Source organism: Streptomyces cellostaticus (assembly GCF_001513965.1).
GTDB classification, from domain to species: Bacteria; Actinomycetota; Actinomycetes; order Streptomycetales; family Streptomycetaceae; genus Streptomyces; species Streptomyces cellostaticus.
The window spans coordinates 237830-264336 of the sequence record NZ_KQ948026.1 but is presented as its reverse complement, the minus strand read 5'-3'; the positions used below and the strand labels follow the sequence as shown (position 1 = coordinate 264336).

Annotated in this window: 23 protein-coding genes; 14 read left to right on the top strand and 9 right to left on the bottom strand. The window is 70.1% G+C overall.

The genetic code is table 11. From position 1 onward, the window contains the following. Positions 1–129 precede the first annotated feature (129 nt). Both AQI88_RS43440 and ychF read right to left on the bottom strand, forming a co-directional pair. Positions 130–717 (bottom strand): helix-turn-helix transcriptional regulator, encoded by a 588-nt coding sequence (locus AQI88_RS43440; protein ID WP_079057751.1) that lies wholly within the window; start codon positions 715–717, stop codon positions 130–132. Positions 718–1298: 581 nt separating this feature from the next. After that, the gene (gene ychF / locus AQI88_RS23595; protein ID WP_067002711.1) at positions 1299–2387 is read right to left on the bottom strand and encodes a redox-regulated ATPase YchF; all 1089 of its coding nucleotides are present in this window, start codon (positions 2385–2387) and stop codon (positions 1299–1301) included. A gap of 388 nt (positions 2388–2775) precedes the next feature. Here ychF and AQI88_RS49100 point away from each other — a divergent pair, with 388 nt between their 5' ends. Next, the gene (locus tag AQI88_RS49100; RefSeq protein WP_425264575.1) at positions 2776–3102 is read left to right on the top strand and encodes a DUF6542 domain-containing protein; all 327 of its coding nucleotides are present in this window, start codon (positions 2776–2778) and stop codon (positions 3100–3102) included. A gap of 23 nt (positions 3103–3125) precedes the next feature. On the opposite strand, the gene ppgK is transcribed toward AQI88_RS49100, so the two are convergent. Both ppgK and AQI88_RS23580 read right to left on the bottom strand, forming a co-directional pair. Continuing rightward, positions 3126–3875 (bottom strand): polyphosphate--glucose phosphotransferase, encoded by a 750-nt coding sequence (gene ppgK, locus AQI88_RS23585; RefSeq protein WP_067002703.1) that lies wholly within the window; start codon positions 3873–3875, stop codon positions 3126–3128. Positions 3876–3927: 52 nt separating this feature from the next. Next, complete coding sequence (locus AQI88_RS23580; protein ID WP_107118642.1) at positions 3928–4944, bottom strand: 4-hydroxy-3-methylbut-2-enyl diphosphate reductase; 1017 nt, start codon at positions 4942–4944, stop codon at positions 3928–3930. An 83-nt stretch (positions 4945–5027) separates the two neighbouring features. On the opposite strand from AQI88_RS23580, the gene xseA reads away from it, so the two are divergent. The 3 genes from xseA (at position 5028) to AQI88_RS23565 (ending at position 7185) form a co-directional block, all read left to right on the top strand. Next, positions 5028–6236: an exodeoxyribonuclease VII large subunit gene (gene xseA, locus AQI88_RS23575; RefSeq protein WP_067002698.1), complete on the top strand. Its 1209-nt coding sequence runs from the start codon at positions 5028–5030 to the stop codon at positions 6234–6236. Positions 6237–6245: 9 nt separating this feature from the next. Next, positions 6246–6461, top strand: coding sequence for an exodeoxyribonuclease VII small subunit (locus tag AQI88_RS23570; protein ID WP_067002697.1), 216 nt, complete (start codon positions 6246–6248; stop codon positions 6459–6461). Between the two features lie 133 nt (positions 6462–6594). Beyond that, positions 6595–7185: a malonic semialdehyde reductase gene (locus tag AQI88_RS23565; protein ID WP_067002695.1), complete on the top strand. Its 591-nt coding sequence runs from the start codon at positions 6595–6597 to the stop codon at positions 7183–7185. A gap of 76 nt (positions 7186–7261) precedes the next feature. Here the strand turns inward: AQI88_RS23565 and AQI88_RS23560 are convergent, their stop codons facing one another. Continuing rightward, positions 7262–7786: a DUF4245 domain-containing protein gene (locus AQI88_RS23560; RefSeq protein ID WP_067002694.1), complete on the bottom strand. Its 525-nt coding sequence runs from the start codon at positions 7784–7786 to the stop codon at positions 7262–7264. A 126-nt stretch (positions 7787–7912) separates the two neighbouring features. Between AQI88_RS23560 and glpX the strand changes: the two genes are divergently transcribed. Then, the gene (gene glpX / locus AQI88_RS23555) at positions 7913–8947 is read left to right on the top strand and encodes a class II fructose-bisphosphatase (protein WP_067002692.1); all 1035 of its coding nucleotides are present in this window, start codon (positions 7913–7915) and stop codon (positions 8945–8947) included. A gap of 85 nt (positions 8948–9032) precedes the next feature. On the opposite strand, the gene AQI88_RS23550 is transcribed toward glpX, so the two are convergent. Both AQI88_RS23550 and AQI88_RS23545 read right to left on the bottom strand, forming a co-directional pair. Continuing rightward, positions 9033–9407, bottom strand: coding sequence for a WhiB family transcriptional regulator (locus tag AQI88_RS23550; RefSeq protein ID WP_079057750.1), 375 nt, complete (start codon positions 9405–9407; stop codon positions 9033–9035). A 174-nt stretch (positions 9408–9581) separates the two neighbouring features. Further along, complete coding sequence (locus tag AQI88_RS23545) at positions 9582–10277, bottom strand: DUF1707 SHOCT-like domain-containing protein (protein ID WP_067002688.1); 696 nt, start codon at positions 10275–10277, stop codon at positions 9582–9584. A gap of 168 nt (positions 10278–10445) precedes the next feature. Here AQI88_RS23545 and AQI88_RS23540 point away from each other — a divergent pair, with 168 nt between their 5' ends. The 4 genes from AQI88_RS23540 to AQI88_RS23525 all read left to right on the top strand — a co-directional run bounded on the left by AQI88_RS23540 (position 10446) and on the right by AQI88_RS23525 (position 17027). Further along, entirely contained in the window at positions 10446–12119 is a 1674-nt protein-coding gene (locus AQI88_RS23540) for a fumarate hydratase (RefSeq protein WP_067002686.1), read from the top strand. 379 nt (positions 12120–12498) lie between these two features. After that, complete coding sequence (locus AQI88_RS23535) at positions 12499–13884, top strand: class II fumarate hydratase (RefSeq protein WP_067002684.1); 1386 nt, start codon at positions 12499–12501, stop codon at positions 13882–13884. 72 nt (positions 13885–13956) lie between these two features. Further along, complete coding sequence (gene fomD / locus AQI88_RS23530) at positions 13957–14646, top strand: cytidylyl-2-hydroxypropylphosphonate hydrolase (protein ID WP_208615877.1); 690 nt, start codon at positions 13957–13959, stop codon at positions 14644–14646. 293 nt (positions 14647–14939) lie between these two features. After that, entirely contained in the window at positions 14940–17027 is a 2088-nt protein-coding gene (locus AQI88_RS23525) for a SpoIIE family protein phosphatase (RefSeq protein WP_067002681.1), read from the top strand. A gap of 52 nt (positions 17028–17079) precedes the next feature. On the opposite strand, the gene AQI88_RS23520 is transcribed toward AQI88_RS23525, so the two are convergent. After that, positions 17080–19479 carry a transglycosylase domain-containing protein gene (locus AQI88_RS23520; RefSeq protein ID WP_067002679.1) on the bottom strand — a complete coding sequence of 800 codons (2400 nt, stop codon included), beginning with the start codon at positions 19477–19479 and terminating at the stop codon, positions 17080–17082. Between the two features lie 217 nt (positions 19480–19696). Between AQI88_RS23520 and AQI88_RS23515 the strand changes: the two genes are divergently transcribed. From AQI88_RS23515 to AQI88_RS23495, 5 genes are all read left to right on the top strand, one after another. Then, entirely contained in the window at positions 19697–20632 is a 936-nt protein-coding gene (locus AQI88_RS23515; protein ID WP_067002677.1) for an SPFH domain-containing protein, read from the top strand. Next, positions 20632–20865 carry a type II toxin-antitoxin system antitoxin gene (locus AQI88_RS23510; protein WP_067002675.1) on the top strand — a complete coding sequence of 78 codons (234 nt, stop codon included), beginning with the start codon at positions 20632–20634 and terminating at the stop codon, positions 20863–20865. The genes AQI88_RS23515 and AQI88_RS23510 overlap by 1 nt, the downstream gene beginning before the upstream one ends. Positions 20866–20959: 94 nt before the next feature. Further along, complete coding sequence (locus AQI88_RS23505; protein ID WP_067002673.1) at positions 20960–21484, top strand: PadR family transcriptional regulator; 525 nt, start codon at positions 20960–20962, stop codon at positions 21482–21484. Beyond that, positions 21481–22179: an ABC transporter ATP-binding protein gene (locus AQI88_RS23500; protein ID WP_067002671.1), complete on the top strand. Its 699-nt coding sequence runs from the start codon at positions 21481–21483 to the stop codon at positions 22177–22179. Before AQI88_RS23505 ends, AQI88_RS23500 begins: the two co-directional genes overlap by 4 nt. Beyond that, the gene (locus tag AQI88_RS23495; protein ID WP_067002669.1) at positions 22176–24518 is read left to right on the top strand and encodes an ABC transporter permease; all 2343 of its coding nucleotides are present in this window, start codon (positions 22176–22178) and stop codon (positions 24516–24518) included. Before AQI88_RS23500 ends, AQI88_RS23495 begins: the two co-directional genes overlap by 4 nt. A gap of 977 nt (positions 24519–25495) precedes the next feature. Here AQI88_RS23495 and AQI88_RS23490 read toward each other — a convergent pair. Further along, positions 25496–26449, bottom strand: a complete 954-nt coding sequence (locus AQI88_RS23490) for a LysR substrate-binding domain-containing protein (RefSeq protein WP_079057749.1) — start codon at positions 26447–26449, stop codon at positions 25496–25498. Between the last annotated feature and the right edge of the window lie 58 nt (positions 26450–26507).

Sequence of the window (26507 nt, the reverse complement as noted above, 5' to 3'; positions counted from 1 at the left end):
TTAGTGACGCCCCCTCGTGCACGGTGAACGAGCCGGGAAGCATCGCTACGGCACTAGCCGCTTCAGCCCCACACGGCACACCTGCAAACACCGCACAAACGACCACGATGCAGCCATACGAGGAATGGGCTAATTTGCGCCACCGCTCGCATGGAGGGCGCCATTCTCGATGTCGTCGACATGGACGATAGCGTCCGGAATATCTTTGAAGTGCATGAGGGCCTTGACGGAAACCTTGTAGCTTCGTCCCGCCCTCGCCACAGGGAAAGGAAACTGCCCCACCCTAACGAGCCGATGTGCTGCCGAATTTGAGATTCCCATCACTCCGGCCGCCTCCTGAATCCCGATGAACGAGGGGTACAGGTCCGAGGCATAGTAGTAGAGGTTCGGGTTGGAAATCTGGGAGCGCGGCAACTTTGAGGCACTCAGCGCCCGACAGACCGACCCCGAACGACGGCCGGTGCGAAGTTCATCGTGGAAGCCCCGCACGGCGTCGAAGCACCCCAGCCCCTGAAACAGCGCCCCGAGGCGCTCACCCCTGATCTGTTCTGCGACGCCTACGTCACGGATGCTACTGACATCAATGATCGACGACGCCCTCGGCGCGGAGCCTTGGGTCCAATTTTCCGGCTGCACCAGTTCCTCGACGTCGCCCATCGCGTACTCCGACGAGGCTGCACTCCTGTACTGATAGGCCACCCCGAAGGCCGCTTTCACCGCCCCATGGCAATCAAGGACTCCCATAGACGGGAAGTTGGAGCTGAACGCACTCCCGCCGAGATCGCTTCGGCACGAAATTTCGGATAAGTGGGATGGCGCTTGATGTCACACTCGTCAACGTCCCCAACATGCACGCAAACTGGCACCTCCCCGAAAATCTCACGAGCTTTCCGTTCGATGCAATCGAAGACATCCGACATGATTCGTGCTCCAATCTCCACGATCCGTCCCTGACAAAGCATGGCGGTCCAGGAAGATCTCAGAGCGTGCAACCCAGAAGAGTCATCCAATTACGTGAAGAATGTTTACCATCGGTAATTGTCGGTTACGCTGCGCCCGACGGGGCCTCGCGGGGATTGTGCGTCGCGAACCCGGCGATGGGGCGAAGGTGCGGACGGCAGCACAGAAGCCTGTATCCCTGCACGACAGGGGAGAGCAGGGGTGATGACAGATGACAAGAGGTCAGGTTTCCCAGCACCATCCCAGCACGGGAAATAACCAGGGGTCCGACTCCCAAGAGTCGGACCCCTTCTGACCTGCAGATTTGCTAGATCAGCAGCACTGCGGTAAGTCGCTAGCTACACGTTGAACCGGAACTCCACCACATCCCCGTCCTGCATCACATACTCCTTGCCTTCCATACGGGCCCTGCCCTTGGCGCGGGCCTCGGCGACCGAGCCGGATTCGAGCAGGTCGGCGAAGGAGATGACCTCGGCCTTGATGAAGCCCTTCTGGAAGTCGGTGTGGATCACGCCGGCCGCCTCGGGGGCGGTGGCGCCCTTCTTGATGGTCCAGGCGCGGGATTCCTTCGGGCCGGCCGTGAGGTACGTCTGGAGGCCGAGGGTGTTGAAGCCGACGCGGGCGAGGGTGGCCAGGCCCGGCTCGTGCTGGCCGACGGACTCCAGCAGTTCCAGGGCCTCCTCCTCGTCCAGCTCGGCGAGGTCCTGTTCCAGCTTGGCGTTCAGGAAGATCGCCTCGGCAGGGGCGACCAGGGCGCGCTGCTCGTTCTTGAAGCCCTCGTCGATCAGTTCGTCCTCGTCGACGTTGAAGACGTAGAGGAACGGCTTGGTGGTGAGCAGGTGCAGGTCGTGCAGCAGCTCGTTGCGCTCGGTGCCCTGGACGATGCCGTGCGCGAAGAGCGTGTCGCCCTTCTCCAGGATCTCCTTGGCCTCCTCGACCGCCTTGACCTTCGGCGCGATGTCCTTCTTGATCCGCGACTCCTTCTGGAGCCGGGGAAGGACCTTTTCGATCGTCTGGAGGTCGGCCAGGATCAGCTCGGTGTTGATCGTCTCGATGTCGTCCTTCGGCGAGACCTTGCCGTCGACGTGCACGACGTTCTCGTCCTTGAAGGCGCGGATCACCTGGCAGATCGCATCGGACTCGCGGATGTTCGCGAGGAACTTGTTGCCCAGGCCCTCACCCTCGGAGGCGCCCCGCACGATGCCCGCGATGTCGACGAAGTCGACCGTGGCCGGAAGGATACGCTCCGACTTGAAGATCGACGCCAGCTGGGCGAGGCGGACGTCGGGGACGCCGACCACGCCGACGTTCGGCTCGATCGTGGCGAACGGGTAGTTGGCCGCCAGCACGTCGTTCTTGGTCAGGGCGTTGAAAAGGGTCGACTTGCCGACATTGGGCAGGCCGACGATTCCGATCGTGAGCGACACGTTGCGACTTCCCGTAGATGAGTGGGCCAGGGGGTGCCAGGGGCCAGAGACCGACACTGACCGGTCCCCCAGTTTACGGCGTCCGGGACAGCGGGCCCGCGGGAGCGTCGAACGGTCGGCCAAGCTCTTCCCACCGGCGTGTCTGAGGGCCGATTGGGCACATAAGCAGACCTAAGTTGGTCCAATGGAGCAACGCAGGACGCGACCCCCGAACGGCGGACGGCGACGGGGCGCGCCGCCCGCGCCACTGCCGCCGCAGGCACGGCGGCAGACGGGTGAGCGCAGGCCCGCACCGGGGGCGGAGCGGGCCGCGCGGCCGGTGTCGCAGGGAGGGATTCCGGGGCCCCGGCTCACCGGGCTCGGCGGGGGGCTGTTCTGCGTGACCGTGATGGTCCTGCTCGGCTTCCTGGACCAGCTGCTGTTCGGGGGGTCCCTGACGCTGTACGGGGTGCTGTTCGTGCCGGTGGCCGTGCTGACCGCGCTGTGGGTGCGCGGGGGCGACCTGCTCACCGCTCCCGTGGTCGTGCCGATCGCCTTCGCCGTGGGCCTCTTCCCCGTCGCCGACGGCAGCGGGGGGCTGCTCGGCCGGCTGATGGGGCTGGTCACCGGGCTCGCCACGCAGGCGGGCTGGCTGTACGGGGGGACGCTGATCGCCGGGGTGATCGTGCTCGTACGCCGGGTGCGGTGGGTACGGAGCCGCCGGCGCCGCAGCTGACCGGCGGCCGGGGCCCCCGCGTCCTACGGCTGTGTCTGCGCCGCGCGCATCGCGGCCCCGACGATCCCCGCGTTGTTCTGCAGCTGGGCGGGCACGATCTCGGCCTTGATGCCCTCGATGAAGTGCAGGAACTTGTCCGCCTTGCGGCTCACTCCGCCGCCGATGATGAACAGCTCGGGCGAGAACAGCATCTCGACATGGGCGAGGTACTTCTGGACGCGGCGGGCCCAGTGCTCCCACGTCATCTCGCCGTCCTCCTTGGCCTTGCTGGAGGCGCGCTTCTCCGCGTCGTGGCCGCCCAGTTCCAGATGGCCCAGTTCGGTGTTGGGCACGAGGGCGCCGTCCACGAAGAGGGCGCTGCCGATGCCGGTGCCGAAGGTGAGCAGGATGACCGTGCCGCGGCGGCCCTGACCGGCGCCGAACTGCATCTCGGCGACGCCGGCCGCGTCCGCGTCGTTGACCACGGTCACCGGCAGACCGCCCAGCCGCCCGCCGAACAACGCGCGCGCGTCCGTGTCGATCCAGCTCTTGTCGACGTTCGCCGCCGTACGGACCGTGGCGCCGCCGGTGACCACTCCGGGGAAGGTCAGGCCCACCGGACCCGTCCAGCCGAAGTGGTCGATGACCTGCTTCACGCCGTCGGCCACGCCGTCGGGCGTCGCCGGGTGCGGGGTGAGGACCTTGCACCGCTCCTGGGCCAGGTCGCCCTTGTCCAGGTCCACAGGGGCACCCTTGATCCCGGATCCGCCGATGTCCACGCCGAAGATCTGCATGGCTCCACGTTACGACGGACGACTGACAGTCACGCCCCGGCCCTACGGAGGCTCACGCGTCCGACGTACCCGATCCGCCGCGCTCGGCGACCAGGGCCGCGGCCTCGTCGCGCAGGTCACGGCGGAGTTCCTTGGGCAGCGAGAAGGTGATGGACTCCTCGGCCGCCTTGACGAGCTCGACATCGCCGTAGCCGCGCTCGGCGAGCCACTCGAGGACCTGCTCGACCAGGACCTCGGGCACGGAGGCGCCGGAGGTGACGCCGACCGTGGTGACGCCCTCCAGCCAGGCCTCCTCGATCTCGCTGGCGAAGTCCACCAGGTAGGCCTCGCGGGACCCGGCGAGCTTGGCGACCTCGACCAGCCGCTTGGAGTTGGAGGAGTTGCGCGAGCCGACCACGATGACCAGCTCGGCCTCGGCGCCCATCTGCTTCACGGCGAGCTGGCGGTTCTGGGTGGCGTAGCAGATGTCGTCGCTGGGCGGGGAGACGAGGCCCGGGAACTTCGTCTTCAGGGCGTCGACGGTCTCCATGGTCTCGTCCACGGAGAGGGTGGTCTGGGACAGCCAGACGACCTTCGACTGGTCGCGGACCTCGACCTTGGCGACGTCCTCGGGGCCGTCGACCAGCTGGATGTGGTCGGGGGCCTCGCCGGAGGTGCCGATGACCTCCTCGTGACCCTCGTGCCCGATCAGGAGGATGTCGTAGTCCTCGTCCGCGTACCGGACGGCTTCCTTGTGGACCTTGGTGACCAGCGGGCAGGTCGCGTCGATGGTGGCGAGGCGGCCCTGCCTGGCCTCCTCGTGCACGACCGGGGCGACGCCGTGCGCGGAGAACATCACGATGTTGCCCGGCGGCACCTCCTCCGTCCGCTCGACGAAGATCGCGCCCTTTTTCTCCAGGGTCTGCACGACGTACTTGTTGTGGACGATCTCGTGCCGGACGTAGATCGGGGCGCCGTACTGTTCCAGGGCTTTCTCGACGGCGATCACGGCGCGGTCCACACCGGCGCAGTAGCCCCGGGGGGCGGCGAGCAGGACACGGCGGCCAGGCGAAGCGGTCATGCGACCCATCGTAAGGCCGCGTCCGGCGGGCCTGAGATCGCCTGCCCCTCTCCTCCGGGGGAAATGTCGGTAGCGGCCACTACGCTCGCCGCATGGCTGTGAACACGTCGCCCGAAGCGCCCCTCCCCGTGGGTGAGGTCTCCCGGCTGATCGGAGGGTGGATCGACCGGCTGGGTGCGGTGTGGGTCGAAGGGCAGATCACGCAGTTGTCGCGGCGGCCGGGGGCCGGGGTCGTGTTCCTGACCCTGCGGGATCCCTCGTACGACATCTCCGTCAGCGTGACCTGTTACCGGCAGGTGTTCGACGCCGTGGCCGATGTCGTCGGCGAGGGCGCGCGGGTCGTCGTGCTCGCCAAGCCGGAGTGGTACGCGCCGCGCGGGCAGCTGTCGCTGCGGGCCGCCGAGATAAGGCCGGTCGGGGTGGGCGAGCTGCTGGCCCGGCTCGAGCAGCTGAAGAAGGCGCTCGCGGCCGAGGGGCTGTTCGCGCCGGAGCGGAAGAAGCCGCTGCCCTTCCTGCCCCAGCTGATCGGCCTGGTCTGCGGCCGTGCCTCCGCCGCGGAGCGGGACGTGCTGGAGAACGCCCGCCACCGCTGGCCCGCCGTCCGCTTCGAGGTGCGCAACGTCGCCGTGCAGGGCGTGCACGCCGTCCCGCAGGTCGTGCAAGCCGTCAAGGAGCTGGACGGGATGGAGGACGTGGACGTCATCGTCGTCGCCCGGGGCGGCGGCAGCGTGGAGGACCTGCTGCCCTTCTCCGACGAGCAGCTCGTACGGGCGGTGGCTCAGTGCCGTACGCCCGTCGTGTCCGCCATCGGGCACGAGCCGGACAATCCGCTGCTCGACCATGTCGCCGACCTGCGCGCCTCCACGCCGACCGACGCGGCCAAGAAGGTCGTCCCGGACGTGGGCGAGGAGTTCGAGCGGGTGCGGATGCTGCGGGACCGGGCCCGGCGGTGCGTGAGCGCGTTCGTGGAGCGGGAGGAGCGGGGGCTTGCGCATGCGCTGGCCCGGCCCTCGATGGAGGATCCGCACCGGATGATCGATGAGCGCGCGGACCAGGTCGCGTCCCTGCTGGACCGCGGCCGGCGCACCCTCGGCCACCTCCTCGACCGCGCCGACTCGGAGCTGTCGCACACGCACGCGCGCGTGGTGGCCCTCTCCCCCGCCGCCACGCTCAAGCGCGGATACGCGGTGCTCCAGAAGGCCGACGGACACGTGGTGCGGGACCCGGAGGAGGTCGCGCAGGGCGAGGCGCTGCGGGCGCGGGTCGCCGAGGGCGAGTTCACTGTTCGAGTCGATATCTAGGGTGGGTGGATGACCAGCAAGACGGATGAGGCGCTCTCGTACGAGCAGGCGCGGGACGAGTTGATCGAGGTCGTACGGCGGCTGGAGGCCGGTGGTACGACGCTGGAGGAGTCCCTGGCGCTGTGGGAGCGCGGTGAGGAGCTGGCCAAGGTGTGCCGGCGCTGGCTGGAGGGCGCCCGGGCCCGGCTGGACGCGGCGCTCGCCGAGGAAGAGGACGCCGGGTAGGCATCACCCGGAGGGCTGTGAAGCAGATCACCACGGCCCGAATTTCGTTGAAGGTTGAACTTGTGCTGACGTATCGTCGTGCCGTCAGCCGGTCCGGCCCCCGGACCGGACGCGCACCCGAGGAAGTCGACGCATGTCTCTCGTTCTTGACCCCGCCGCCCAGGACCTGCTGTTCCGCGAGGCCCGCACCGCGAACACCTTCACCGACGAGCCGGTGACCGACGAGCAGGTCCAGGCGATCTACGATCTGGTCAAGTACGGCCCCACCGCCTTCAACCAGACCCCGCTGCGCATCACCCTGGTCCGCTCCCCCGAGGCCCGCGAGCGCCTGGTGAAGCACATGGCCGAGGGCAACCAGGCGAAGACCGCCGCCGCCCCGCTGGTCGCGATCCTCTCCGCGGACAACGAGTTCCACGAGGAGCTGCCGGCCCTGTTCCCGGCCTTCCCCCAGGCCAAGGACCTGTTCTTCAGCGAGCGCCCGGCCCGTGAGGGTGCCGCCGCGCTGAACGCCGCCCTCCAGGCCGCGTACTTCATCGTCGGCGTCCGCGCCGCGGGCCTGGCCGCCGGCCCGATGACCGGCCTCGACTTCGAGGGCGTCCGCAAGGAGTTCCTGGACGACGACCACACCCCGCTGATGGTCGTCAACATCGGCCGGCCGGGCCCGGACGCCTGGTACCCGCGCTCCCCGCGCCTGGCGTACGACGACGTCGTCACGACCGTCTGAGCCGCCGAGTACGACGAGAGGCCCCCAGCACCGCCGGGGGCCTCTTTCCTGTGCGCGTGCAGGTGCGCAGGGGCGCTCACCGCATCTTCAGCGCCGCCGCCATCTTCGTCAGCTGGTCGAAGGAGGCCGTACCGGCCACCACCGTCGTGGAGCCCGGGGTGTCCTGCAGGACCAGGGCGTCGTAGTGGCCGCCGGTGTAGCGGGTCCAGGTGTGGTCGCCGATCTTCTCGGTCCGCTTCGTCGCCGAGGCGCCCTGGCTGGCCTGCTCGATGAAGTCGGCGCGCTTCTGCGTGGACTGCTCGACCTGCACGTACTGACCCTCGGGGTCCTGGAAGCCGAGGTGCCAGCGGTCGGAATTCTCGCCCTGGAAGCGCACCGAGGTCGCCTTCCAGGGCCCCGGCAGGCCTTCCGGAGCGGCCACCGGGTAGCTCGCCGCACGCCGTGCCGTCAGCAGCTCGACCCGGTAGTCGACCCGCTTGAGGTCGGGAGCGTGATCGTTGTGCGGGACGAGGAGATAGATGAACCCCGCCGCCAACCCGATGAGGCCCAGGGAGAGGATCATGTCCCGGACCGTCTTCTGCTTGCCGTTCGAACCTGCCACGCCCTCTATCGTCGCAGGTGCCCGGAGCGCTCATCCGTGGGGTCCCCTGCTCATTTTGTCTGCCTAACGATAGAGTCGGAGGCACACCCTCATCCGGCCGTCGTCGTATCAGAAAGGTGCGCTCCGATGACCGAGCATCATCATTTGCCGTCCGAACTGGATGTCCCCTCCGAGGCCCCCGACCGCAACCTCGCCCTGGAACTCGTCCGGGTGACCGAAGCTGCGGCGATGGCCGCGGGCCGCTGGGTCGGGCGCGGCGACAAGAACGGCGCCGACGGCGCCGCCGTGCGTGCCATGCGGACCCTCGTCTCCACCGTGTCGATGAACGGCGTCGTCGTCATCGGTGAGGGCGAGAAGGACGAGGCCCCGATGCTCTTCAACGGAGAGCGCGTGGGCGACGGCACCGGGCCCGAGGTCGACATCGCCGTCGACCCGATCGACGGCACCACGCTGACGGCCAAGGGCATGCCCAACGCCATCGCCGTCCTCGCCGCCACCGAGCGCGGCGCCATGTTCGACCCGTCCGCCGTGTTCTACATGGACAAGCTGGTCACCGGCCCCGAGGCCGCGGACTTCGTCGACATCGACGCGCCCGTGGCCGTCAACATCCGGCGGATCGCCAAGGCCAAGCGGTCCGCGCCGGAGGACGTCACGGTCGTCATCCTCGACCGGCCGCGGCACGAGGGCATCATCAAGGAGGTCCGGGAGGCCGGCGCGCGCATCAAGCTGATCACCGACGGCGACGTGGCCGGCTCGATCCTGGCGCTGCGCGAGGGCACGGGCATCGACCTGCTGCTCGGCATCGGCGGTACGCCGGAGGGCATCATCTCGGCCTGTGCCGTGAAGTGCCTCGGCGGCACCATCCAGGGCAAGCTGTGGCCCAAGGACGACGAGGAGCGGGCCCGGGCGATCGACGCCGGGCACGATCTGGACCGGGTGCTGACGACCGAGGACCTGGTGACCGGGGAGAACGTGTTCTTCGTCGCCACGGGTATCACCGACGGTGAGCTGCTGCGCGGGGTTCGGTACCGGTCGGAGACCGCGACCACCGACTCGATCGTGATGCGGTCGAAGTCGGGGACGGTGCGGCGGATCGACTCCGAGCACCGTTTGAGCAAGCTGCGGGCTTACAGCGCGATTGACTTCGACCGGGCCAAGTAGCGCCTGATCAGAGGAGGCGCAGTTCCCCGCGCTCCTGAGGTGAGGAAGCGCCCCCTGTGCGGAGGGGGCGCTTCCTCACTTGCAGTCAACCCGCTATGCGGTTGGCCGTCGCGCGTGCCGCCTTCTTCAGTTCCACCTCGCGCCTGCGGCGCCTGGCCAGGACCACTCGGCGTTCTGCTGCCGTGAGGCCGCCCCAGACGCCGTACGGTTCGGGCTGGAGGAGGGCGTGTTCGCGGCACTCGACCATGACGGGGCAGCGCGCACAGACACGCTTGGCCGCTTCCTCACGGGACAGGCGGGCGGCCGTCGGCTCCTTGGACGGGGCGAAGAACAGGCCGGCCTCATCGCGCCGGCACACCGCCTCGGTGTGCCAGGGTGCGTCTTGGTCCCTGTCTCGCACTGGCACCCGCTGGGCCGGAACGGCAGCTACCTGCAGGGACGAATGCGGCGGTTGCAGCACGGTCTACTCCTGACGACGGCTTCGCGAGTGAGCGACGACGCAGCAAGGCCTACCCGCTGTGCGCGCGCCTATGCACAGAGTTTCCAACCGCAGGCGCGCGGCGGCTTGTTCGCGCCCCTCGGCGCCCGCCGCGGCCGGCTCGCGGCCCTCCGGTCACGGGCGGATTCGCGACCGTCAACGGTCCAGGTGTTTGCGCAACTTCCTGTCGACCTTGTCCTGCACGCGCTCGAGGATGTCCGCCACGAGCTTGCCCCGCCTGGGCCGCGCCTCGACGTTGCCGAGTACGGCCCACCCGTCGACGTAGACCACAGGCGCCTGGGAGTCGACCGAATCCAGCGTGTCGACCTCGAAGTTGCCCAGCACGCCGCCGCCGGTGCCGCGCAGCGACACGTTCTCCGGGACGCGGATCTGGATGTCCCCGAAGACCGAGACGGCCTTGATGACGACCTGCTGGTACTCGAAGATCGCTTCGCTGAGGTCGATCTCGACGCTGCCGAAGACCGAGTAGGCGTGCAGCCGGCGCCCCGCGCGCCAGCGGCCCCGGCGCACCGCGCTGCTGAAGACGGCCACCACGTTGGCGTCGGCCTCGACCGGGATCGCCCCGGGCGTGGGCCGGGACGGGACGGCCGTGTAGGCGGGGTTCGGACGCTGGGCGGCCGGCAGGTCCCGGATGAAGACCTCCAGCTCACCGACCGTCTTGGCGCTCAGCACCCCCTCCACCCGCTCGGCGTGCTCGTCGGCGGTCAGCCGGCCCTCGGCCAGGGCCTCGTGGAGGATGTCGGCGACACGGTCACGGTCGGCGTCCGAGGCGCGCAGCTTGGCCACGTGCGGCGCGCTGTCCTGCGGCTGGGCATGCTTGTGAAGGTCCACGACAGCAGCGTACCGAAACGCGATAGATCGCGACTAGGGGGCGGGGCGCCTGGCGTGTCCGGCAACTGAGCCTTACCTCACAGGTTCCGTGCCGGCGGCAGGTTCTACGCTGGTGAGGCCCGCCAGCGTCGGCGGGCGGCCGTCCGTCAGAGTGAGGAATGGGCTGAGATGCCTGAGTTCGCATACACCGATCTGCTCCCCCAGGGTGAGGACACCACCCCGTACCGGCTGGTGACGTCCGAGGGCGTCTCGACCGTGGAGGGGCCCGACGGGCGGACATTCCTCAAGGTGGAGCCGGAGGCGCTGCGCAAGCTGGCCGAGGAGGCCATCCACGACATCCAGCACTACCTGCGGCCCGCACACCTGGCTCAGCTGCGGCGCATCATCGACGACCCGGAGGCGTCCGGCAACGACAAGTTCGTCGCGCTCGACCTGCTGAAGAACGCCAACATCGCGGCGGCCGGTGTGCTCCCGATGTGCCAGGACACCGGCACGGCGATCGTCATGGGCAAGCGCGGGCAGAACGTCCTCACCGAAGGTGAGGACGCCAAGCACCTGTCGCACGGCATCTACGACGCCTACACCAAGCTGAACCTGCGCTATTCGCAGATGGCTCCGCTCACCATGTGGGAGGAGAGGAACACCGGCTCCAACCTCCCGGCACAGATCGAGCTGTACGCGACCGACGGCGGCGCCTACAAGTTCCTGTTCATGGCGAAGGGCGGCGGCTCCGCCAACAAGTCCTTCCTCTACCAGGAGACGAAGGCCGTCCTGAACGAGGCCTCCATGATGAAGTTCCTGGAGGAGAAGATCCGCTCGCTCGGTACGGCCGCCTGCCCGCCGTACCACCTGGCGATCACCGTCGGCGGCACGAGCGCCGAGTACGCGCTGAAGACCGCGAAGTACGCCTCCGCGCACTACCTGGACGACGCCCCCACCGAGGGCTCGCCGCTCGGCCACGGCTTCCGGGACAAGGAGCTGGAGGAGAAGGTCTTCGAGCTGACGCAGAAGATCGGCATCGGCGCACAGTTCGGCGGCAAGTACTTCTGCCACGACGTACGGGTCATCCGCCTGCCCCGCCACGGCGCCTCCTGCCCGGTCGCCATCGCCGTCTCCTGCTCGGCCGACCGCCAGGCCGTCGCGAAGATCACCGCCGAGGGCGTCTTCCTGGAGCAGCTGGAGAAGGACCCGGCGCGGTTCCTGCCGGAGACGACGGACGAGCACCTGGAGTCCTCCGACGAGGACGTGGTCCGCATCGACCTCAACCAGCCGATGGAGACGATCCTCGCCGAGCTGACCAAGTACCCGGTCAAGACCCGCCTCTCCCTCACCGGCCCGCTGGTCGTGGCCCGTGACATCGCGCACGCCAAGATCAAGGAGCGGCTGGACGCGGGCGAGGAGATGCCGCAGTACCTGAAGGACCACCCGGTGTACTACGCGGGTCCGGCCAAGACCCCCGAGGGGTACGCCTCCGGTTCCTTCGGCCCGACCACGGCCGGCCGCATGGACTCCTACGTGGAGCAGTTCCAGGCGGCGGGCGGTTCGAAGGTGATGCTGGCGAAGGGCAACCGCAGCAAGCAGGTCACCGACGCCTGCGGCACCCACGGCGGCTTCTACCTCGGCTCCATCGGCGGCCCGGCCGCGCGGCTCGCCCAGGACTGCATCAAGAAGGTCGAGGTCGTGGAGTACGAGGAACTCGGCATGGAGGCCGTCTGGAAGATCGAGGTCGAGGACTTCCCGGCGTTCGTCGTCGTGGACGACAAGGGCAACGACTTCTTCCAGGATCCCGCCCCGGCTCCGACGTTCACTTCGATTCCCGTACGGGGCCCCGGGCTGGCGTAGTGCCTCTGGTGCGGCGGGGGATGGATCTCGCCCCCGCCGCCCCTACCCGTCCCATCCCCAGGGGCGCTGCCCCTTCGCCCCCGGCCCTGGGGGCTCCGCCCCCAGACCGCCGATCGGCCCCGAACGGGCCTCGTCCTCAAACGCCGGACGGGCTGAGTGGTGCCGTCGGACGAACAAGGGCAACGACTTCTTCCAGGACCCGGCGCCGCAGCCGACGTTCACGTCGATTCCGGTGCGGGGGCCCGGGCTGGCCTAGTCCCGGTGGCCGTTCCAGGGGGCTCCGCCCCCTGGACCCCCGGCCTGTGCCCAGGACGGCGCCGTTGCCTCACTCAGCGTAACGCTCGGGAACAATGCGGTGCTCCGGATCGCTGTAACTGCCATGAGCGACTACCGCATCGAGCACGACTCCATGGGCGAGGTACGCGTCCCCGCAGACGCCAAGTGGCGCGCCCAGACCCAGCGTGCCGTCGAGAACTTCCCCATCTCCGGCCAGCGTCTCGAACGCGCCCACATCGAGGCCCTCGCGCGCATCAAGGGCGCCGCCGCCCAGGTGAACGCGCAGCTCGGAGTGGTCGACAAGGACGTCGCCGAGGCCATCCAGGAGGCGGCCGCCGAGGTCGCCGAGGGCAAGTGGGACGAGCACTTCCCCATCGACGTGTTCCAGACCGGGTCGGGCACCTCGTCCAACATGAACACCAACGAGGTCATCGCCACGCTGGCGAGTGAGCGGCTCGGGCGGGACGTCCACCCCAACGACCACGTCAACGCCTCCCAGTCGTCCAACGACGTGTTCCCCTCGTCCCTCCACATCGCCGCCACCGCCGCCGTCACCCGCGACCTGATCCCTGCCCTCGACCATCTCGCCGACTCCCTCACCCGCAAGTCCGAGGAGTTCGCCGATGTCGTGAAGTCCGGGCGGACCCACCTCATGGACGCCACACCCGTGACGCTGGGGCAGGAGTTCGGCGGGTACGCGGCCCAGGTGCGGTACGGCGTCGAGCGGCTGAACGCGTCTCTCCCCCGGCTCGCCGAGCTGCCGTTGGGCGGTACCGCCGTCGGGACCGGGATCAACACGCCCCCCGGTTTCTCCGCCGCCGTGATCAAGGAGGTCGGCCGAGCCACCGGTCTGCCTCTCACCGAGGCCCGGGACCACTTCGAGGCGCAGGGTGCCCGGGACGGGATCGTGGAGACCAGCGGGCAGCTGCGGACCATCGCGGTGGGGCTCACGAAGATCGCCAATGATCTGAGGTGGATGGCGTCCGGGCCGCGTACCGGGCTCGCCGAGATCCGGCTGCCCGACCTCCAGCCGGGGTCGTCGATCATGCCGGGCAAGGTCAACCCGGTGATCCCGGAGGCCGTGCTGATGGTCGCGGCGCAAGTGATCGGCAACGACGCCGCCATCGCGACCGCCGGCGCCTCCGGGAACTTCGAGCTGAACGTCATGCTCCCGGTCATCGCGAAGAACGTCCTCGAATCCGTCCGGCTGCTCGCGAACGTCTCGCGGCTGCTGGCCGACCGGACCGTCGACGGCATCGAGGCCGACCGCGAACGGGCCCGCGAATACGCCGAGTCGTCCCCCTCCGTGGTGACCCCGCTCAACAAGTACATCGGCTACGAAGAGGCCGCGAAGGTCGCCAAGAAGTCCCTGGCGGAGCGGAAGACCATCCGGGAGGTCGTGCTGGAGGGCGGGTACGTGGAGCGCGGTGACCTCACCCTGGAGCAGTTGGACGAGGCCCTGGATGTCCTGCGGATGACGCGCCCGTAACAAGAACTCCCGCCGCGTTGAACCGTGACGCGCGCCGCAGCGTCGTATGCCTGCGGCACCTAATATCTGTCCATGACGGACGACGGAGCGGTGAGGCGAGTGGCAGCGGGACCTGCGACGTACTGGGCCCCCGGGACACAGATCCTGTGGCGGTACCGGGAGAACGCCGGTGAGCACTTCCACATCGCGCGGCCCGTCACGGTCGTCCGGGACGACGAGGAGCTGCTCGCGGTGTGGATGGCGCCCGGCACCGAGTGCGTCAAGCCGGTGCTGGCCGACGGGACGCCCGTGCACCTGGAGCCGCTGGAGACCCGCTACACCAAGCCTCGCGCGGTGCAGCGGGACCGGTGGTTCGGCACGGGCGTGCTGAAGCTGGCCCGGCCCGGCGATCCCTGGTCCGTGTGGCTGTTCTGGGATCCGGGCTGGCGGTTCAAGAACTGGTACGTCAACCTCGAACGACCGCTAGCCCGTTGGGCGGGCGGGGTGGACTCCGTGGACTATTTTCTGGACATCTCCGTGAACCCCGACCGCAGCTGGCACTGGCGGGACGAGGACGAGTTCGCGCAGGCCCAGCGGGACGGGCTGATGAACGCGTCGACGGCCGAACGGGTGCGGGCGGCCGGACAGGCCGCGGTGGCGGCGATCGACGCCTGGGGCCCGCCGTTCTCGGACGGCTGGCCGCACTGGCGCCCGGATCCGTCCTGGACGGTACCGTCTCTCCCCGAGGACTGGGACCGCACGCCCGCGCACGTGTCCTCATGAGACTCTTGATGCGCCCCCGGTGCACAACCGTAGGATCGTCCTCCGCAAGGGCGCTTCAGTGCAACTCCCGGAGCATGTGCCGGGCTTGACCATACGTCACCGAGGGGGCGGCAGGACGTGAGCGAGGGGTACGAGGGCAACACCACGGACCCGGCAGGGTGCGCCGGTGGCACAGGAACAACCTCTGACCACGCAGGAATTCCGTTCCTGGGGCACGTATTCCGGGTATCGGCATTTCGGCGGGACCACTTGCGCGCCCGGCGCGCAGCCCCGGACGGACGGATGCGACACGCGTGACGGAGCAGCCCACCTCCTTCGAACGCCCCCAGCCGGGCGTCGACCCCGCGGAGGCCCGCGGGGCGCTCCTGCGTACCCCGAAACCGCTCGGCAACCCGGCCTTACCGGCGCAGGCCCGGGCCGACGGGACGCCGTCCGGCCCGACGACGAACACGCCCTGCGGCAAGGGGAACAAGGGGAAGGAGCCCCCAGTCAACGGCCCCGAACACTCCCAGCCCGCCACCGCCGAGCCCGACACCCACCGGCCGCGTCCCGCGCCGGAGGGCATTCCGCCGCAGCCGGGCACCGAGGAGGAGAAGACGCCGGGCGACCAGGAGCGCCGTACCGGGCGCGGTCTGCCGCCGGGGCGGCCGATGCCGATGCGGCGCGACGGGGACCGGCTGCGGTTCGTGGGCGCGGCGACCCGGCGGATCGCCCGCGGCATCGACCTGGACGAGATCGTGATGGGGCTGTGCCGGGCCACCGTGCCGACGTTCTCGGACGCGATCCTGGTCTATTTGCGCGACCCGCTGCCGGTCGGTGACGAGCGTCCCACCGGCCCGGTGGTGCTGCGGCTGCGCCGGACCGACCGGATACCGGACGAGCGGGACACCGAGGGCCTGTTGCTCCCGCCGTTCCCCGAGCCGGAGCCGGATCCGTCGCCTCTGACGGAGTTGTCGTCGCTGACGACCGAGCTGTGCGAGGTGCGCCCGGGCGGTGCCCTGAACGAGGTACTGCGCGGGGTGCGGCCGGTGTTCGCGGACGCGCCCGCCGCCCGGGCCGCGCTGCCCGAGCTGCTCGGCGAGGGCGGCGAGGCGCTCGTACCGGGCGGGCAGCACGCGATCCTCGCGCCGCTGCGCGGCCGGCGCCGGGTGATCGGCGCGGCGCTGTTCCTGCGCCGTCCGGAGCGCCTCGCGTTCGAGGCGGACGACCTGCTGGTGGCGGCCCAGCTCGCCACACACAGCGCGCTCGGCATCGACAAGGCGGTGCTGTACGGCCGGGAGGCCTACATCGCCGACGAGTTGCAGCGCACCATGCTGCCCGAGACCCTGCCCCGGCCGACCGGGGTGCGGCTGGCCTCGCGCTATCTGCCGGCCGCGGAGACCGCGCGGGTGGGCGGCGACTGGTACGACGCGATCCCGCTGCCCGGCAGCCGGGTGGCGCTGGTGGTCGGCGACGTCATGGGGCACTCCATGACCTCGGCGGCGATCATGGGCCAGCTGCGCACGACCGCGCAGACCCTGGCCGGGCTCGACCTGCCCCCGCAGGAGGTGCTGCACCACTTGGACGAGCAGGCGCAGCGCCTGGGCACCGACCGCATGGCGACCTGTCTGTACGCCGTCTACGACCCGGTCACGCACCGCATCACGATCGCCAACGCGGGCCATCCGCCGCCCGTTCTGCTGCACCTGGGCGGCCGCGCGGAGGTGCTGCGGGTGCCGCCGGGCGCGCCCATCGGGGTCGGCGGGGTGGACTTCGAGGCGGTCGAGCTGGACGCGCCCGCGGGGGCCACGCTGCTCCTCTACACCGACGGCCTGGTGGAGTCCCGGCTGCGGGACGTGTGGACCGGCATAGAGCAGCTGCGGGAAAAGCTCGCCGCGACGGCCCAGTTGACCGGCCCCGACCATCCGCCGCCCCTTGAGGCGCTGTGCGACGAGGTGCTGGACATGCTCGGCCCGGGCGACCGGGACGACGACATCGCGCTGCTCGCGGCCCGCTTCGACGGGATCGCGCCGAGCGATGTGGCGTACTGGACCCTGGAGCCGGAGGATTCGGCGCCCGGCCAGGCCCGCCGGCTCGCCCGGCGCGCGCTGGCCCGCTGGGACCTGGAGGACCTGACGGACTCGGTGGAGCTGCTGATCAGCGAGGTGGTCACGAACGCCGTGCGCTACGCCTCCCGCCCGGTCACGCTGCGTCTGCTGCGCACGGACGTGCTGCGCTGCGAGGTCGGCGACGATGTGCCCCAGCTGCCGCGGCTCAGACAGGCGCGGGCCACGGACGAGGGCGGGCGCGGCCTGTACCTGGTCAACCGGCTGGCCCGGCGCTGGGGCGCGACCCGGCTGAGCACCGGCAAGGTGGTCTGGTTCGAACTGAACCGCGGCTGAGCACGCCGAAGGGCGCCCGGGGATTCCCCGGGCGCCCTTTGCGTGCGCGGGCCTACTGGCCGAAGTTCCCGCCCGGATCGAGCGGGTCGTCCGTACTGCCGTCCGTCGGGGTCCCGGTGGTCGGGGTCCCGGTGGGCGCCGTCGGGGACGGCGCTGTCGGGGACGGCGGTGTCGGGGAGACCGGGGTCTTCGACGGCGTCGCGGACGGGCTCGAGGACGACGGCGGCGCACTGCTCGGCGTGTTCGACGGGGTCGTGGACGGCGGCTGGCTGAAGGACGGGGTGTCCGTCGGCTCCACGGCCGCGCCCTGGGTGGTGTTCAGGTCGAACGTGGCCTTGTGCGTCACGCCGAAGGTGTAGGCGGCCCAGATCTTCGCCGGATAGGTGCCGCCGTTGACGCGGCCGGGGGGCGGGAGCAGCCCGGTGGCGCCCGTCATGGGCACGTGGGCCTTGGTGTTCTTGTCCTCGCCGAACAGGCCGACGGAGGTGACCAGGTCGGGTGTGTAGCCGGTGAACCAGGCGGACTTGTTCTTGTCCGACGTACCGGTCTTGCCCGCCACCTGCTGGCCGTTGCGCAGCGGGTTGCCCGCGACGCTCTTCTTGGCCGTACCGTCGTCCACCACGCCGGTCAGCACGGAGGTCACCGAGTCGGCGGCCGTGCGGCTGATGACCGGTCCGCCGATCGCCTTGGGGATGTCGATCGAACGGCCCTTCTGCTCGGCCGACTTGAGGATGGACGGCGTCACCTTGTTGCCGTGGTTGGCGAACGTGGCGTAGATCCCCGCCATCTCCAGCGGGCTGGCCCCCATCGAGCCGAGCGTCTGGGCGGGCACCGGCTGCATCCCCTCGGTGTCCATGCCGAGCTTCTTGGCCGTGTCCATGACCGTGCGCATGCCCACGTCGACACCCATCTGGGCGAAGACCGAGTTGACGGACTTGTTCATCGCCTCCTGGACGGTGATGGGCCCGTAGTCGACGTGGTCCTCGTTCGGCGGGCCGAAGCCGGCCTTGGCGCCGTGGTCGAGGACCTGGCGGCCGCTGGTGCCGTCGTAGACCGTGTCGGCGTTGATCGGCTTGCCGCTCTGTGTGGCGGCGTTCTGCTCCAGCGCGGCGGCGAGGATGACCGGCTTGAAGGTGGAGGCGGGCTGGTAGTCCCGGCGGGTGGCGTTGCTGTAGAAGTGCTTGAGGTAGTCCTGGCCGCCGTACAGGGCGACGATCTTGCCCGTCCTGGGGTCCACCGACACGGCGCCGGCCTGGACGTTGCCGTCGACCTTGCGCTTCTTCGGTTCCAGCTTGCTGGTCAGCTCGGCCTTGACCGCCTTCTCCAGCGCGGCCTGCTTCTTCTTGTCGACGTTGAGGGTGATGGTCCAGCCGCGCTTGATCACCTGCTGCGCGGCATCCGTGCGGCTGATGCCCTCCCGCGCCATCAGCTGGTCCTCGAGCTGCTGGTTGGCGAGCTCGACCAGGTAGCCCTTCTGTCCTTCCTCACCCGGCGCGCCCTTGGGCTCCTTCGGGATCGGGAACTTCATGGTCTGCCGCTTGGCCGGGTCCAGCCAGTGCTGCTTGACCATGTTGTCCAGGACGTAGTTCCAGCGCTCAGTGACCAGCCGCTTGCCCGTCTTGCTCGCAACCGCCCAGTCGTACTGGCTCGGCGCCTGGAGCAGCGCGGCGAGGTAGGCGCCCTGCTCGACCTTGAGCTTCTGGGCGTCGACCCCGTAGTAGGCCTGGGCCGCGGCCTGGATGCCGTAGGCGCTGCGGCCGTAGTAGCTCGTGTTGATGTAGCCCGCGAGGATGTCGTTCTTGGTTTTCTTCCGGTCGACCTTCAAGGAGATGACCATCTCCTTGAGCTTGCGGGTGGCGGTCTGATCCTGGTTCAGGTAGTAGTTCTTGACGTACTGCTGGGTGATCGTCGAACCGCCCTGCTTGCCCCGGCCGGTCACCGTGTTGAACAGACCGCGGGCGAGGCCCTTCAAGTCGATGCCGGAGTCCGTGTAGAAGGTCTTGTTCTCCGCGGCGACGAAGGTGTGCTGTACGTCCTTGGGCACCTTGGACAGGTCCACGCTCTCGCGGTTGGTCTCGCCGACACGGGCGAGGAGCGTGCCGTCGCTGTACTTGTAGACGTTGCTCTCCTGCTTGGCGAGCGCGTTGCCCGCCGGGATGTCCACATACAGGTAGAGCCCGACGAAGCCGCCGATGCCGAGCAGGCAGAAGCCGAAGAACGTGCCGAGGATCTTCTTCCAGGTGAAGAGCCTGCGTATTCGGCCCTTGGGCGGCTTGGCCGGCTTGGCGGACCTGCCGCCGACCACGGTCGCGCCGTCCGCCGCCGTGGATGCGGCCGTCGTCGGGGTGGCGGCCGCCCGTGTGGCATCGACCGTGGGTTCCGAGCGGCGGCGCTTGGGCGCCGCGCGGTGGCCACCGCGCTGTCGCGCTCGTCTCTCTTCCGCTCGTCCCATGGGTCCCTACACTCCGCTTCCGTCTCGGGGTCAGCTCCGAAAGCTAACACCCGTCTATATGACAAAGGGCGTCCGATCCGTTCTTTTACGGACGTGACAATCAGCACCCGCCCCAAGGGAACCGACGGTTCTGAACGGCGAAGGGTTGCTTGACAGAAAAAAGTGATATCACTTAGCTAGTAACAAGCTAAGCGTTCCGAGAACGGGGGACCCACCCATGTCCGCACACGACACGTCCACGACCGCCGACATACCCGAGATGCCCGCCCCACGCGTGCGAGAGGTCCAGGCGCACAGCATCGGCGGCGGACTCGCCCTGCTCCTCGGGCTGCTCGGACTCGCCGCCGCCGTCGCCCTCTTCACCGCCTCCTCGGCGACGTCCGCCCCCGGCGCCAAGGGCGGCCTCATCGCCGGCGGCGTCCTCGTCTTCCTCGCCGCCGTGATCGCGATGCGCGGCCTGAACACGGTCGCGCCCGGCGAGGCGCGGGTCGTCCAGCTCTTCGGGCGGTACCGGGGCACGATCCGGCAGGACGGCCTGCGCTGGGTGAACCCCCTCACCTCGCGGACCCGGATCTCCACGCGAGTGCGCAACCACGAGACCGCCGTCCTCAAGGTCAACGACGCCTACGGCAACCCGATCGAGCTGGCCGCGGTCGTGGTCTGGAAGGTCCAGGACACCGCCCAGGCCACCTTCGAGGTCGACGACTTCGCGGAGTTCGTCGCCACCCAGACCGAGACGGCCGTACGGCACATCGCCATCGAATACCCCTACGACGCCCACGAGGAGGACGGTCTCTCGCTGCGCGGCAACGCCGAGGAGATCACCGAGAGGCTGGCCGTCGAGCTCCAGGCCCGCGTGGAGGCGGCCGGAGTGCGGATCATCGAGTCGCGCTTCACGCATCTCGCGTACTCTCCCGAGATCGCCTCGGCGATGCTCCAGCGCCAGCAGGCCGGCGCGGTCGTGGCGGCCCGACGGCAGATCGTGGACGGCGCGGTCGGCATGGTGGAGGCGGCGCTCGCCCGGATCGCGGAGCGGGACATCGTGGAGCTCGACGAGGAACGGAAGGCGGCGATGGTGTCCAACCTGATGGTGGTGCTGTGCGGGGACCGGGCCCCCCAGCCGGTCCTCAACACAGGCACCCTGTACCAGTGATGGTTCCCTCCGGGGGTTCGGCCCCTCAAGGTCGGCCGCAGCGCAAGCAGGTGCTGCTGCGGCTCGACCCGTCCGTGTACGAGGCACTGGCGCGGTGGGCCGGCGACGAGTTCCGGTCCGCCAACGCGCAGATCGAGTTCTTGCTGCGCAAGGCGCTGGCCGATGCGGGGCGCCTGCCCAAGGACACCGGACCCTTGCCCCGCAGGGGTCGGCCGCCCGTGTCAGAACCGTGACAATGGGCCCCCACCTGCACGGCCGCACCCCCCGCCATGATCTACACACTCCGCGTATACATCCGGCGTATACACCGTGTGTAGAGTGCGGGGCATGTCCATCGGTCACACCCTCCTAGGGCTCCTGGAGTCCGGCCCCCGACACGGCTACGACCTGAAGCGGGCCTTCGACGAGAAGTTCGGTCACGACCGGCCGCTGCATTACGGCCAGGTCTACTCGACCATGTCCCGGCTGCTGAAGAACGGCCTCGTGGAAGTCGACGGGATCGAGGCGGGCGGGGGGCCCGAGCGCAAGCGGTACGCCATCACCGACGCCGGCATCACCGACGTCGAGCGGTGGCTCGCGACCCCGGAGAAGCCGGAGGAGTACCTCCAGTCGACCCTGTACACCAAGGTCGTCCTCGCGCTGCTCACCCACCGCAACGCGGCCGACATCCTCGACACCCAGCGCGCCGAGCACCTGCGCAGCATGCGGATCCTGACCGACCGCAAGCGCCGGGGCGACTTCGCGGACCAGATGATCTGCGACCACGCCCTGTTCCACCTGGAGGCCGACCTGCGCTGGCTGGAGCTGGCCGCGGCACGGCTCGACAAGCTCCGCGCGGAGGTGGCTGCATGACCAGCGTTCCCCCTCCCCCCGGCTCCCTGCTCGCCGCCCGGGACCTGCGCAAGGCCTACGGTCCCACGCTCGCCCTCGATGGCGCCGCGTTCTCGATCCACCCCGGCGAGGTCGTCGCCGTGATGGGCCCCTCCGGGTCCGGCAAGTCGACGCTGCTGCACTGTCTCGCCGGGATCGTGCCGCCCGACTCGGGCTCGATCACCTACGCCGAGCGTGAACTGGCCACCATGACCGACGCCGAGCGCAGTGCGCTCCGGCGCAGCGAGTTCGGGTTCGTCTTCCAGTTCGGACAGCTCGTACCGGAGCTGACGTGCGTGGAGAACGTGGCGCTTCCGCTCAGACTGAACGGCACCTCCCGCAAGGCGGCCGAGAAGGCGGCGCTGGGCTGGATGGAGCGCCTCGAGGTCGACGACCTCAAGGGCAAGCGGCCCGGCGAGGTCTCCGGCGGCCAGGGGCAGCGGGTCGCCGTGGCGCGGGCGCTGGTCACCGAGCCCCGGGTGCTGTTCGCCGACGAGCCGACCGGGGCACTGGACTCCCTCAACGGCGAGCGCGTGATGGAGCTGCTGACGGATGCGGCCCGCTCCACCAACGCGGCCGTCGTCCTCGTCACGCACGAGGCCCGGGTGGCCGCCTACTCCGACCGCGAGATCGTCGTACGCGACGGGAAGTCCCGGGACATGGAGCGCGCCATATGAGCGCCAGGCAGTGGTCCAGGGATCTGGCCATGGGGGCCCGGTTCGCCTGCACCGGCGGGCGCGAGGGGTGGGTCCGGATGCTGCTGACGGCGGTCGGCGTCGGGCTGGGCGTGGCACTGCTGCTGCTGACGACCGCGCTGCCCAACGTGATCAGCGCGCGCCACGACGTCGAAGAGGCCCGCCAGGACTACAACTTCGCCACGACCATCCGGCCCAAGGCCGACAACACCGTGCTGGTCGGGTCGACCGACACCAAGTGGCACACCAAGGACATCCGGGGCCGGCTCCTCGAGCCCGAGGGCCCGCGGGCGCCGTTGCCGCCGGGGCTGAGCCGGTTCCCGGCCAAGGGCGAGATGGTGGTCTCGCCCGCGCTGAAGGAGCTGCTCGCCTCGGACGGGGCGAAGCTGCTGCGCGAGCGGCTGCCGTACCGGATCACCGGCACGATCGGCAACAGCGGGCTGATCGGCTCGCAGGAGCTGGCGTACTACGCGGGCGCCGAGGGGATGGTGCCGAGGGCGGGCGGTGCGCGGGTGGAGCGGCTGGACGCGTTCGGTGACCCGCACCCGACGACCGAGAAGGCCGACCCGGTGCTGCTCATGATGACCCTGGTCGTGTTCGTGGTGCTGCTGATGCCGGTCGCCGTGTTCATCGCCGCGGCCGTACGGTTCGGCGGCGAGCGGCGCGACCGCAGGCTCGCCGCGCTGCGGCTGGTGGGCTCCGACAGCCGGATGACCCGGCGGATCGCGGCGGGCGAGGCGCTGGCCGGGGCCCTGCTCGGGCTGGTCGTCGGTACGGCGTTCTTCCTGGCCGGCCGTCAGGTCGCCAGCTCGGTCGAGATCCTGGGCGAAAGTGTCTTCCCCAGCTATCTCAACCCCTCCCCGGCACTGGTCGCGCTGGTTGCGGTGGCGGTCCCGGCCTCCGCGGTGCTGGTCACGCTGTTCGCGATGCGCGGAGTGGTCATCGAGCCGCTCGGCGTGGTGCGTGCGGCCAAGCAGGCCCGGCGCCGGCTGTGGTGGCGGCTGCTGCTGCCGCTGGCGGGCCTCGCGATGCTGTATCCGATGGTCGGCAACGGCCGCGACAGCGGGAACTTCAACCAGTACCTGGTCGTCGGCGGGGTGATGCTGCTGCTGGTCGGCGTGACCGCGCTGCTGCCGTGGCTCGTGGAGCGGGTCGTCGCCCGGCTCGGCTCGGGCGCGGTGTCCTGGCAACTGGCGGTACGAAGGCTCCAGTTGAGCAGCGGTACGGCCGCCCGCATGGTCAACGGCATCGCGGTGGCGGTCGCCGGCGCGATCGCGCTGCAGATGCTGTTCGCGGGCGTGCAGAGCCAGTACACCAAGAGCACCGGACGCGACCCCAGCCGGGCGCAGATGGAGGTCGACCTGTCCGACCACACCCAGGTGGCGCTCGCGGGCAAGGAGTTCAAGCGGACCAAGGGGGTGCGGGCCTCGGTGGCGCTGTCCACCGGGACCTTCTCCGGGCAGCGCCGCGACCCGGACACCTCGGTCGGCCTCACCGTCGGCGACTGCGCCGCCCTGCAGGAGCTGGCCCACCTGCCGTCCTGCCGGGACGGCGACGTGTTCGCGCTGAGCAACCCGGACGCGTCCGACACCGACTACGACGCAGCCATGCGAGCCCAGTTGCGGCCCGGCCGGCACGTCTACATCGACCCGACCTACTCCGACACCCGCGGCCGCGAGGTCTCCTGGACCGTGCCGGCCGGTCTTCAGCAGGCGGGCGCCCGCAAGGACTCGCTGGAGAACATCTCCGGCCTGCTGGTCACCCCGTCCGCGCTGCCCGCCAAGGCCGCGCCGACGCTGTCCCGCAGGGTCCTCGTCCGCCTCGACGAGTCCGTGCGGGACGCGGAGGAGCACGTGCGCAACACGGCCGCCAGGCTGGATCCGGTCGCGGACACCTACAACTGGACGGCCATCGAGCAGTCCACGAAGTACACCTCCCTGCGCACCGGCCTGTTCGTCGGCGCGGCGTGTGTGCTGGCGCTGATCGGCGCGAGCCTGCTGGTCTCCCAGCTGGAACAGCTGCGCGAACGGCGCAAGCTGCTGTCGTCGCTGGTCGCCTTCGGCACCCGGCGCCGCACCCTGGGCCTGTCGGTGCTGTGGCAGACGGCCATCCCGATCACCCTCGGCCTGCTTCTGGCCTCGACCGTGGGCCTGACGCTGGGCGCGGTGCTGCTGAAGATGACGGCGACCCCGGTGACCGTCGACTGGTCGAGCGTGCTGTCGATGACCGGCGTCGGCGCGGCGGTGGTCCTCGCAGTCACCGTGCTCAGCCTGCCGCCCCTGCTACGCCTGATGCGCCCGGACGGACTACGAACCGAGTAGAACTACGCAGACCGAGGGCCCCTTCCTGACGCGGGGGCCCTCGGCTTGCGGGGGCGTGCGCGGGGAGCTCAGCCCGGCGCGGGTTCTTCCAGGCGCGGCGCGGGGGCATCCGGGCCCGGCACGAGACCCCCAGCCCAAAGGCGCGGAGCGGCAGCACCCCGGCCCGGCACAAAACCCTCATCCCAAAGGCACGGCGTAGCAGGACCCGGGCCCGGCACAGGACCCTCAATCCAAAGGCGCGGCGCAGCAGCACCCCGACCGGCACAGGCCCCCGCCCCAAAGGCACGGCACGTCAACACCCGGGCCCGGCGCGGGGCCTTATAGGCACGGCGCGGGGGCGCCCGGGCCCGGCACGAGACCCCCAACCCAAAGCTGCGGCGCGGGCAGGACCCTGGTCCGGAACGGGACGGGCCCCCTAACCCAAAGGCGCGGCGCAGCGACACCCAGGCCCGGCACAAAACCCCCAACCCAAAGGCACGGCGTAGCAAGACCCGGGCCCGGCACAGAACCCCCAACCCAAGGGCGCGGCGCAGCAGCACCCCGACCGGCACAGGCCCCCGCCCCAAAGGCACGGCACGTCAACACCCGGGCCCGGTGCGGGACCTTATAGGCACGGCGCGGGGGCGCCCGGGCCCGGCACGAGACCCCCAACCCAAAGCTGCGGCGCGGGCAGGACCCTGGTCTGGAACGGGACGGGCCCCCTAACCCAAAGGCGCGGCGCGGCGACACCCAGGCCCGGAACGGGCCCCCAACCCAAAGGCACGGCGCGGCAGCGCTCTGGCCGGCACAAGACCTCCGACCTATAGGCGCGGCGCGACAGGACCCCCACCCCAAAGACGCGGCGCAGCAGCACACACGGGCCCGGTGCAGTGCCCTCCCGCCCGTCGGCTGTGGCCCGACCGGGACCGTCCGTGGCCCGGTAGCGGGCCCTCGGTGTCGGGTGCGGCTCAGACGCCGGGGACCTCGGGGTCGTGTGGCTAAGCCTCGCCGTTCAACACCCGTACGGGCAGCGGTCGTAGCGCCTGTCGCAGGGCCGTCGCCAGTTCCTCGTACTCGGCGGCCCGGGCCGCGCCCGTGCGCATGGCGAGGGCGACGCGGCGGCTCGGGGCGGGCTCGGCGAAGGAGCCGGTGAGGAGCTGGCTGCTGCGGGTCGTCTCGAGCTTGAGGGCGGTGCGCGGAAGCAGGGTGCAGCCGAGGCCGCCCGCCACGAGCTGGACCAGGGTGGAGAGTCCGGCGGCCGTGGTGGTGACCGGGGCGTCCTCGCGGCCGGCCTCCCGGCAGATGTCCAGGGCCTGGTCGCGCAGGCAGTGCCCCTCGTCCAGGAGCAGCAGGTTCAGTTCCTTCAGGGCCTCGCGCGCGATGCCCTCGCGGCCGCCGAGCCAGTGGTCCAGCGGGGTGACGAGCACGAAGTCCTCGTCGAAGAGGGGGAGTTCCACGACTCCGGGCACACCGAGCGGGACGGCGAGCAGGAGCAGGTCCAGCCGGCCGGAGTTCAGGCCGTCGATGAGGTTGGCGGTCTGCTCCTCGTGCACCTGGAGGTCGAGGTGCGGGTACCGCTCGTGCACCAGCCGCAGCACGGTGGGCAGCAGGTACGGCGCGACGGTCGGGATGACCCCGAGCCGCAGCGCCCCGGTGAACGGCGCCCGGACCGCCTCGGCCTCCTCCATCAGCGCCCCGACCTCCGCCAGCACCGCCTTCGCCCGTACGGCCAGACGCTCGCCGGCGGGCGAGAGCAGTACCTTGCGGGTCGTACGCTCGAGGAGGGTCACGCCCAGGATCTCCTCCAGCGCCGAGACCGCACCGGACAGGGCGGGCTGGCTCATCCCGATGGCGGCCGCCGCGTCCCTGAAGTGCAGATACTCGGCGACGGCGGCGAAGGCACGCAGCTGTGCGAGGCTCGGCTGCCTCCGCCTGCCGTTACTGATGGTCACTGATAGACCCCTCCGATCAACATGACCGAGTATAGCTATTTCCCTAATCAATGCACCC

Excerpts from the sequence above, each read along its gene's own strand:
- AQI88_RS49100 (WP_425264575.1), top strand. The coding sequence starts at position 2,776 with ATGGTCCTGCTCGGCTTCCTGGACCAGCTGCTGTTCGGGGGGTCCCTG.
- ppgK (WP_067002703.1), bottom strand. The coding sequence starts at position 3,875 with ATGCAGATCTTCGGCGTGGACATCGGCGGATCCGGGATCAAGGGTGCC.
- AQI88_RS23580 (WP_107118642.1), bottom strand. The coding sequence starts at position 4,944 with ATGGGTCGCATGACCGCTTCGCCTGGCCGCCGTGTCCTGCTCGCCGCC.
- xseA (WP_067002698.1), top strand. The coding sequence starts at position 5,028 with ATGGCTGTGAACACGTCGCCCGAAGCGCCCCTCCCCGTGGGTGAGGTC.
- AQI88_RS23570 (WP_067002697.1), top strand. The coding sequence starts at position 6,246 with ATGACCAGCAAGACGGATGAGGCGCTCTCGTACGAGCAGGCGCGGGAC.
- AQI88_RS23565 (WP_067002695.1), top strand. The coding sequence starts at position 6,595 with ATGTCTCTCGTTCTTGACCCCGCCGCCCAGGACCTGCTGTTCCGCGAG.
- glpX (WP_067002692.1), top strand. The coding sequence starts at position 7,913 with ATGACCGAGCATCATCATTTGCCGTCCGAACTGGATGTCCCCTCCGAG.
- AQI88_RS23540 (WP_067002686.1), top strand. The coding sequence starts at position 10,446 with ATGCCTGAGTTCGCATACACCGATCTGCTCCCCCAGGGTGAGGACACC.
- AQI88_RS23535 (WP_067002684.1), top strand. The coding sequence starts at position 12,499 with ATGAGCGACTACCGCATCGAGCACGACTCCATGGGCGAGGTACGCGTC.
- fomD (WP_208615877.1), top strand. The coding sequence starts at position 13,957 with ATGACGGACGACGGAGCGGTGAGGCGAGTGGCAGCGGGACCTGCGACG.
- AQI88_RS23520 (WP_067002679.1), bottom strand. The coding sequence starts at position 19,479 with ATGGGACGAGCGGAAGAGAGACGAGCGCGACAGCGCGGTGGCCACCGC.
- AQI88_RS23515 (WP_067002677.1), top strand. The coding sequence starts at position 19,697 with ATGTCCGCACACGACACGTCCACGACCGCCGACATACCCGAGATGCCC.
- AQI88_RS23510 (WP_067002675.1), top strand. The coding sequence starts at position 20,632 with ATGGTTCCCTCCGGGGGTTCGGCCCCTCAAGGTCGGCCGCAGCGCAAG.
- AQI88_RS23505 (WP_067002673.1), top strand. The coding sequence starts at position 20,960 with ATGTCCATCGGTCACACCCTCCTAGGGCTCCTGGAGTCCGGCCCCCGA.
- AQI88_RS23500 (WP_067002671.1), top strand. The coding sequence starts at position 21,481 with ATGACCAGCGTTCCCCCTCCCCCCGGCTCCCTGCTCGCCGCCCGGGAC.
- AQI88_RS23495 (WP_067002669.1), top strand. The coding sequence starts at position 22,176 with ATGAGCGCCAGGCAGTGGTCCAGGGATCTGGCCATGGGGGCCCGGTTC.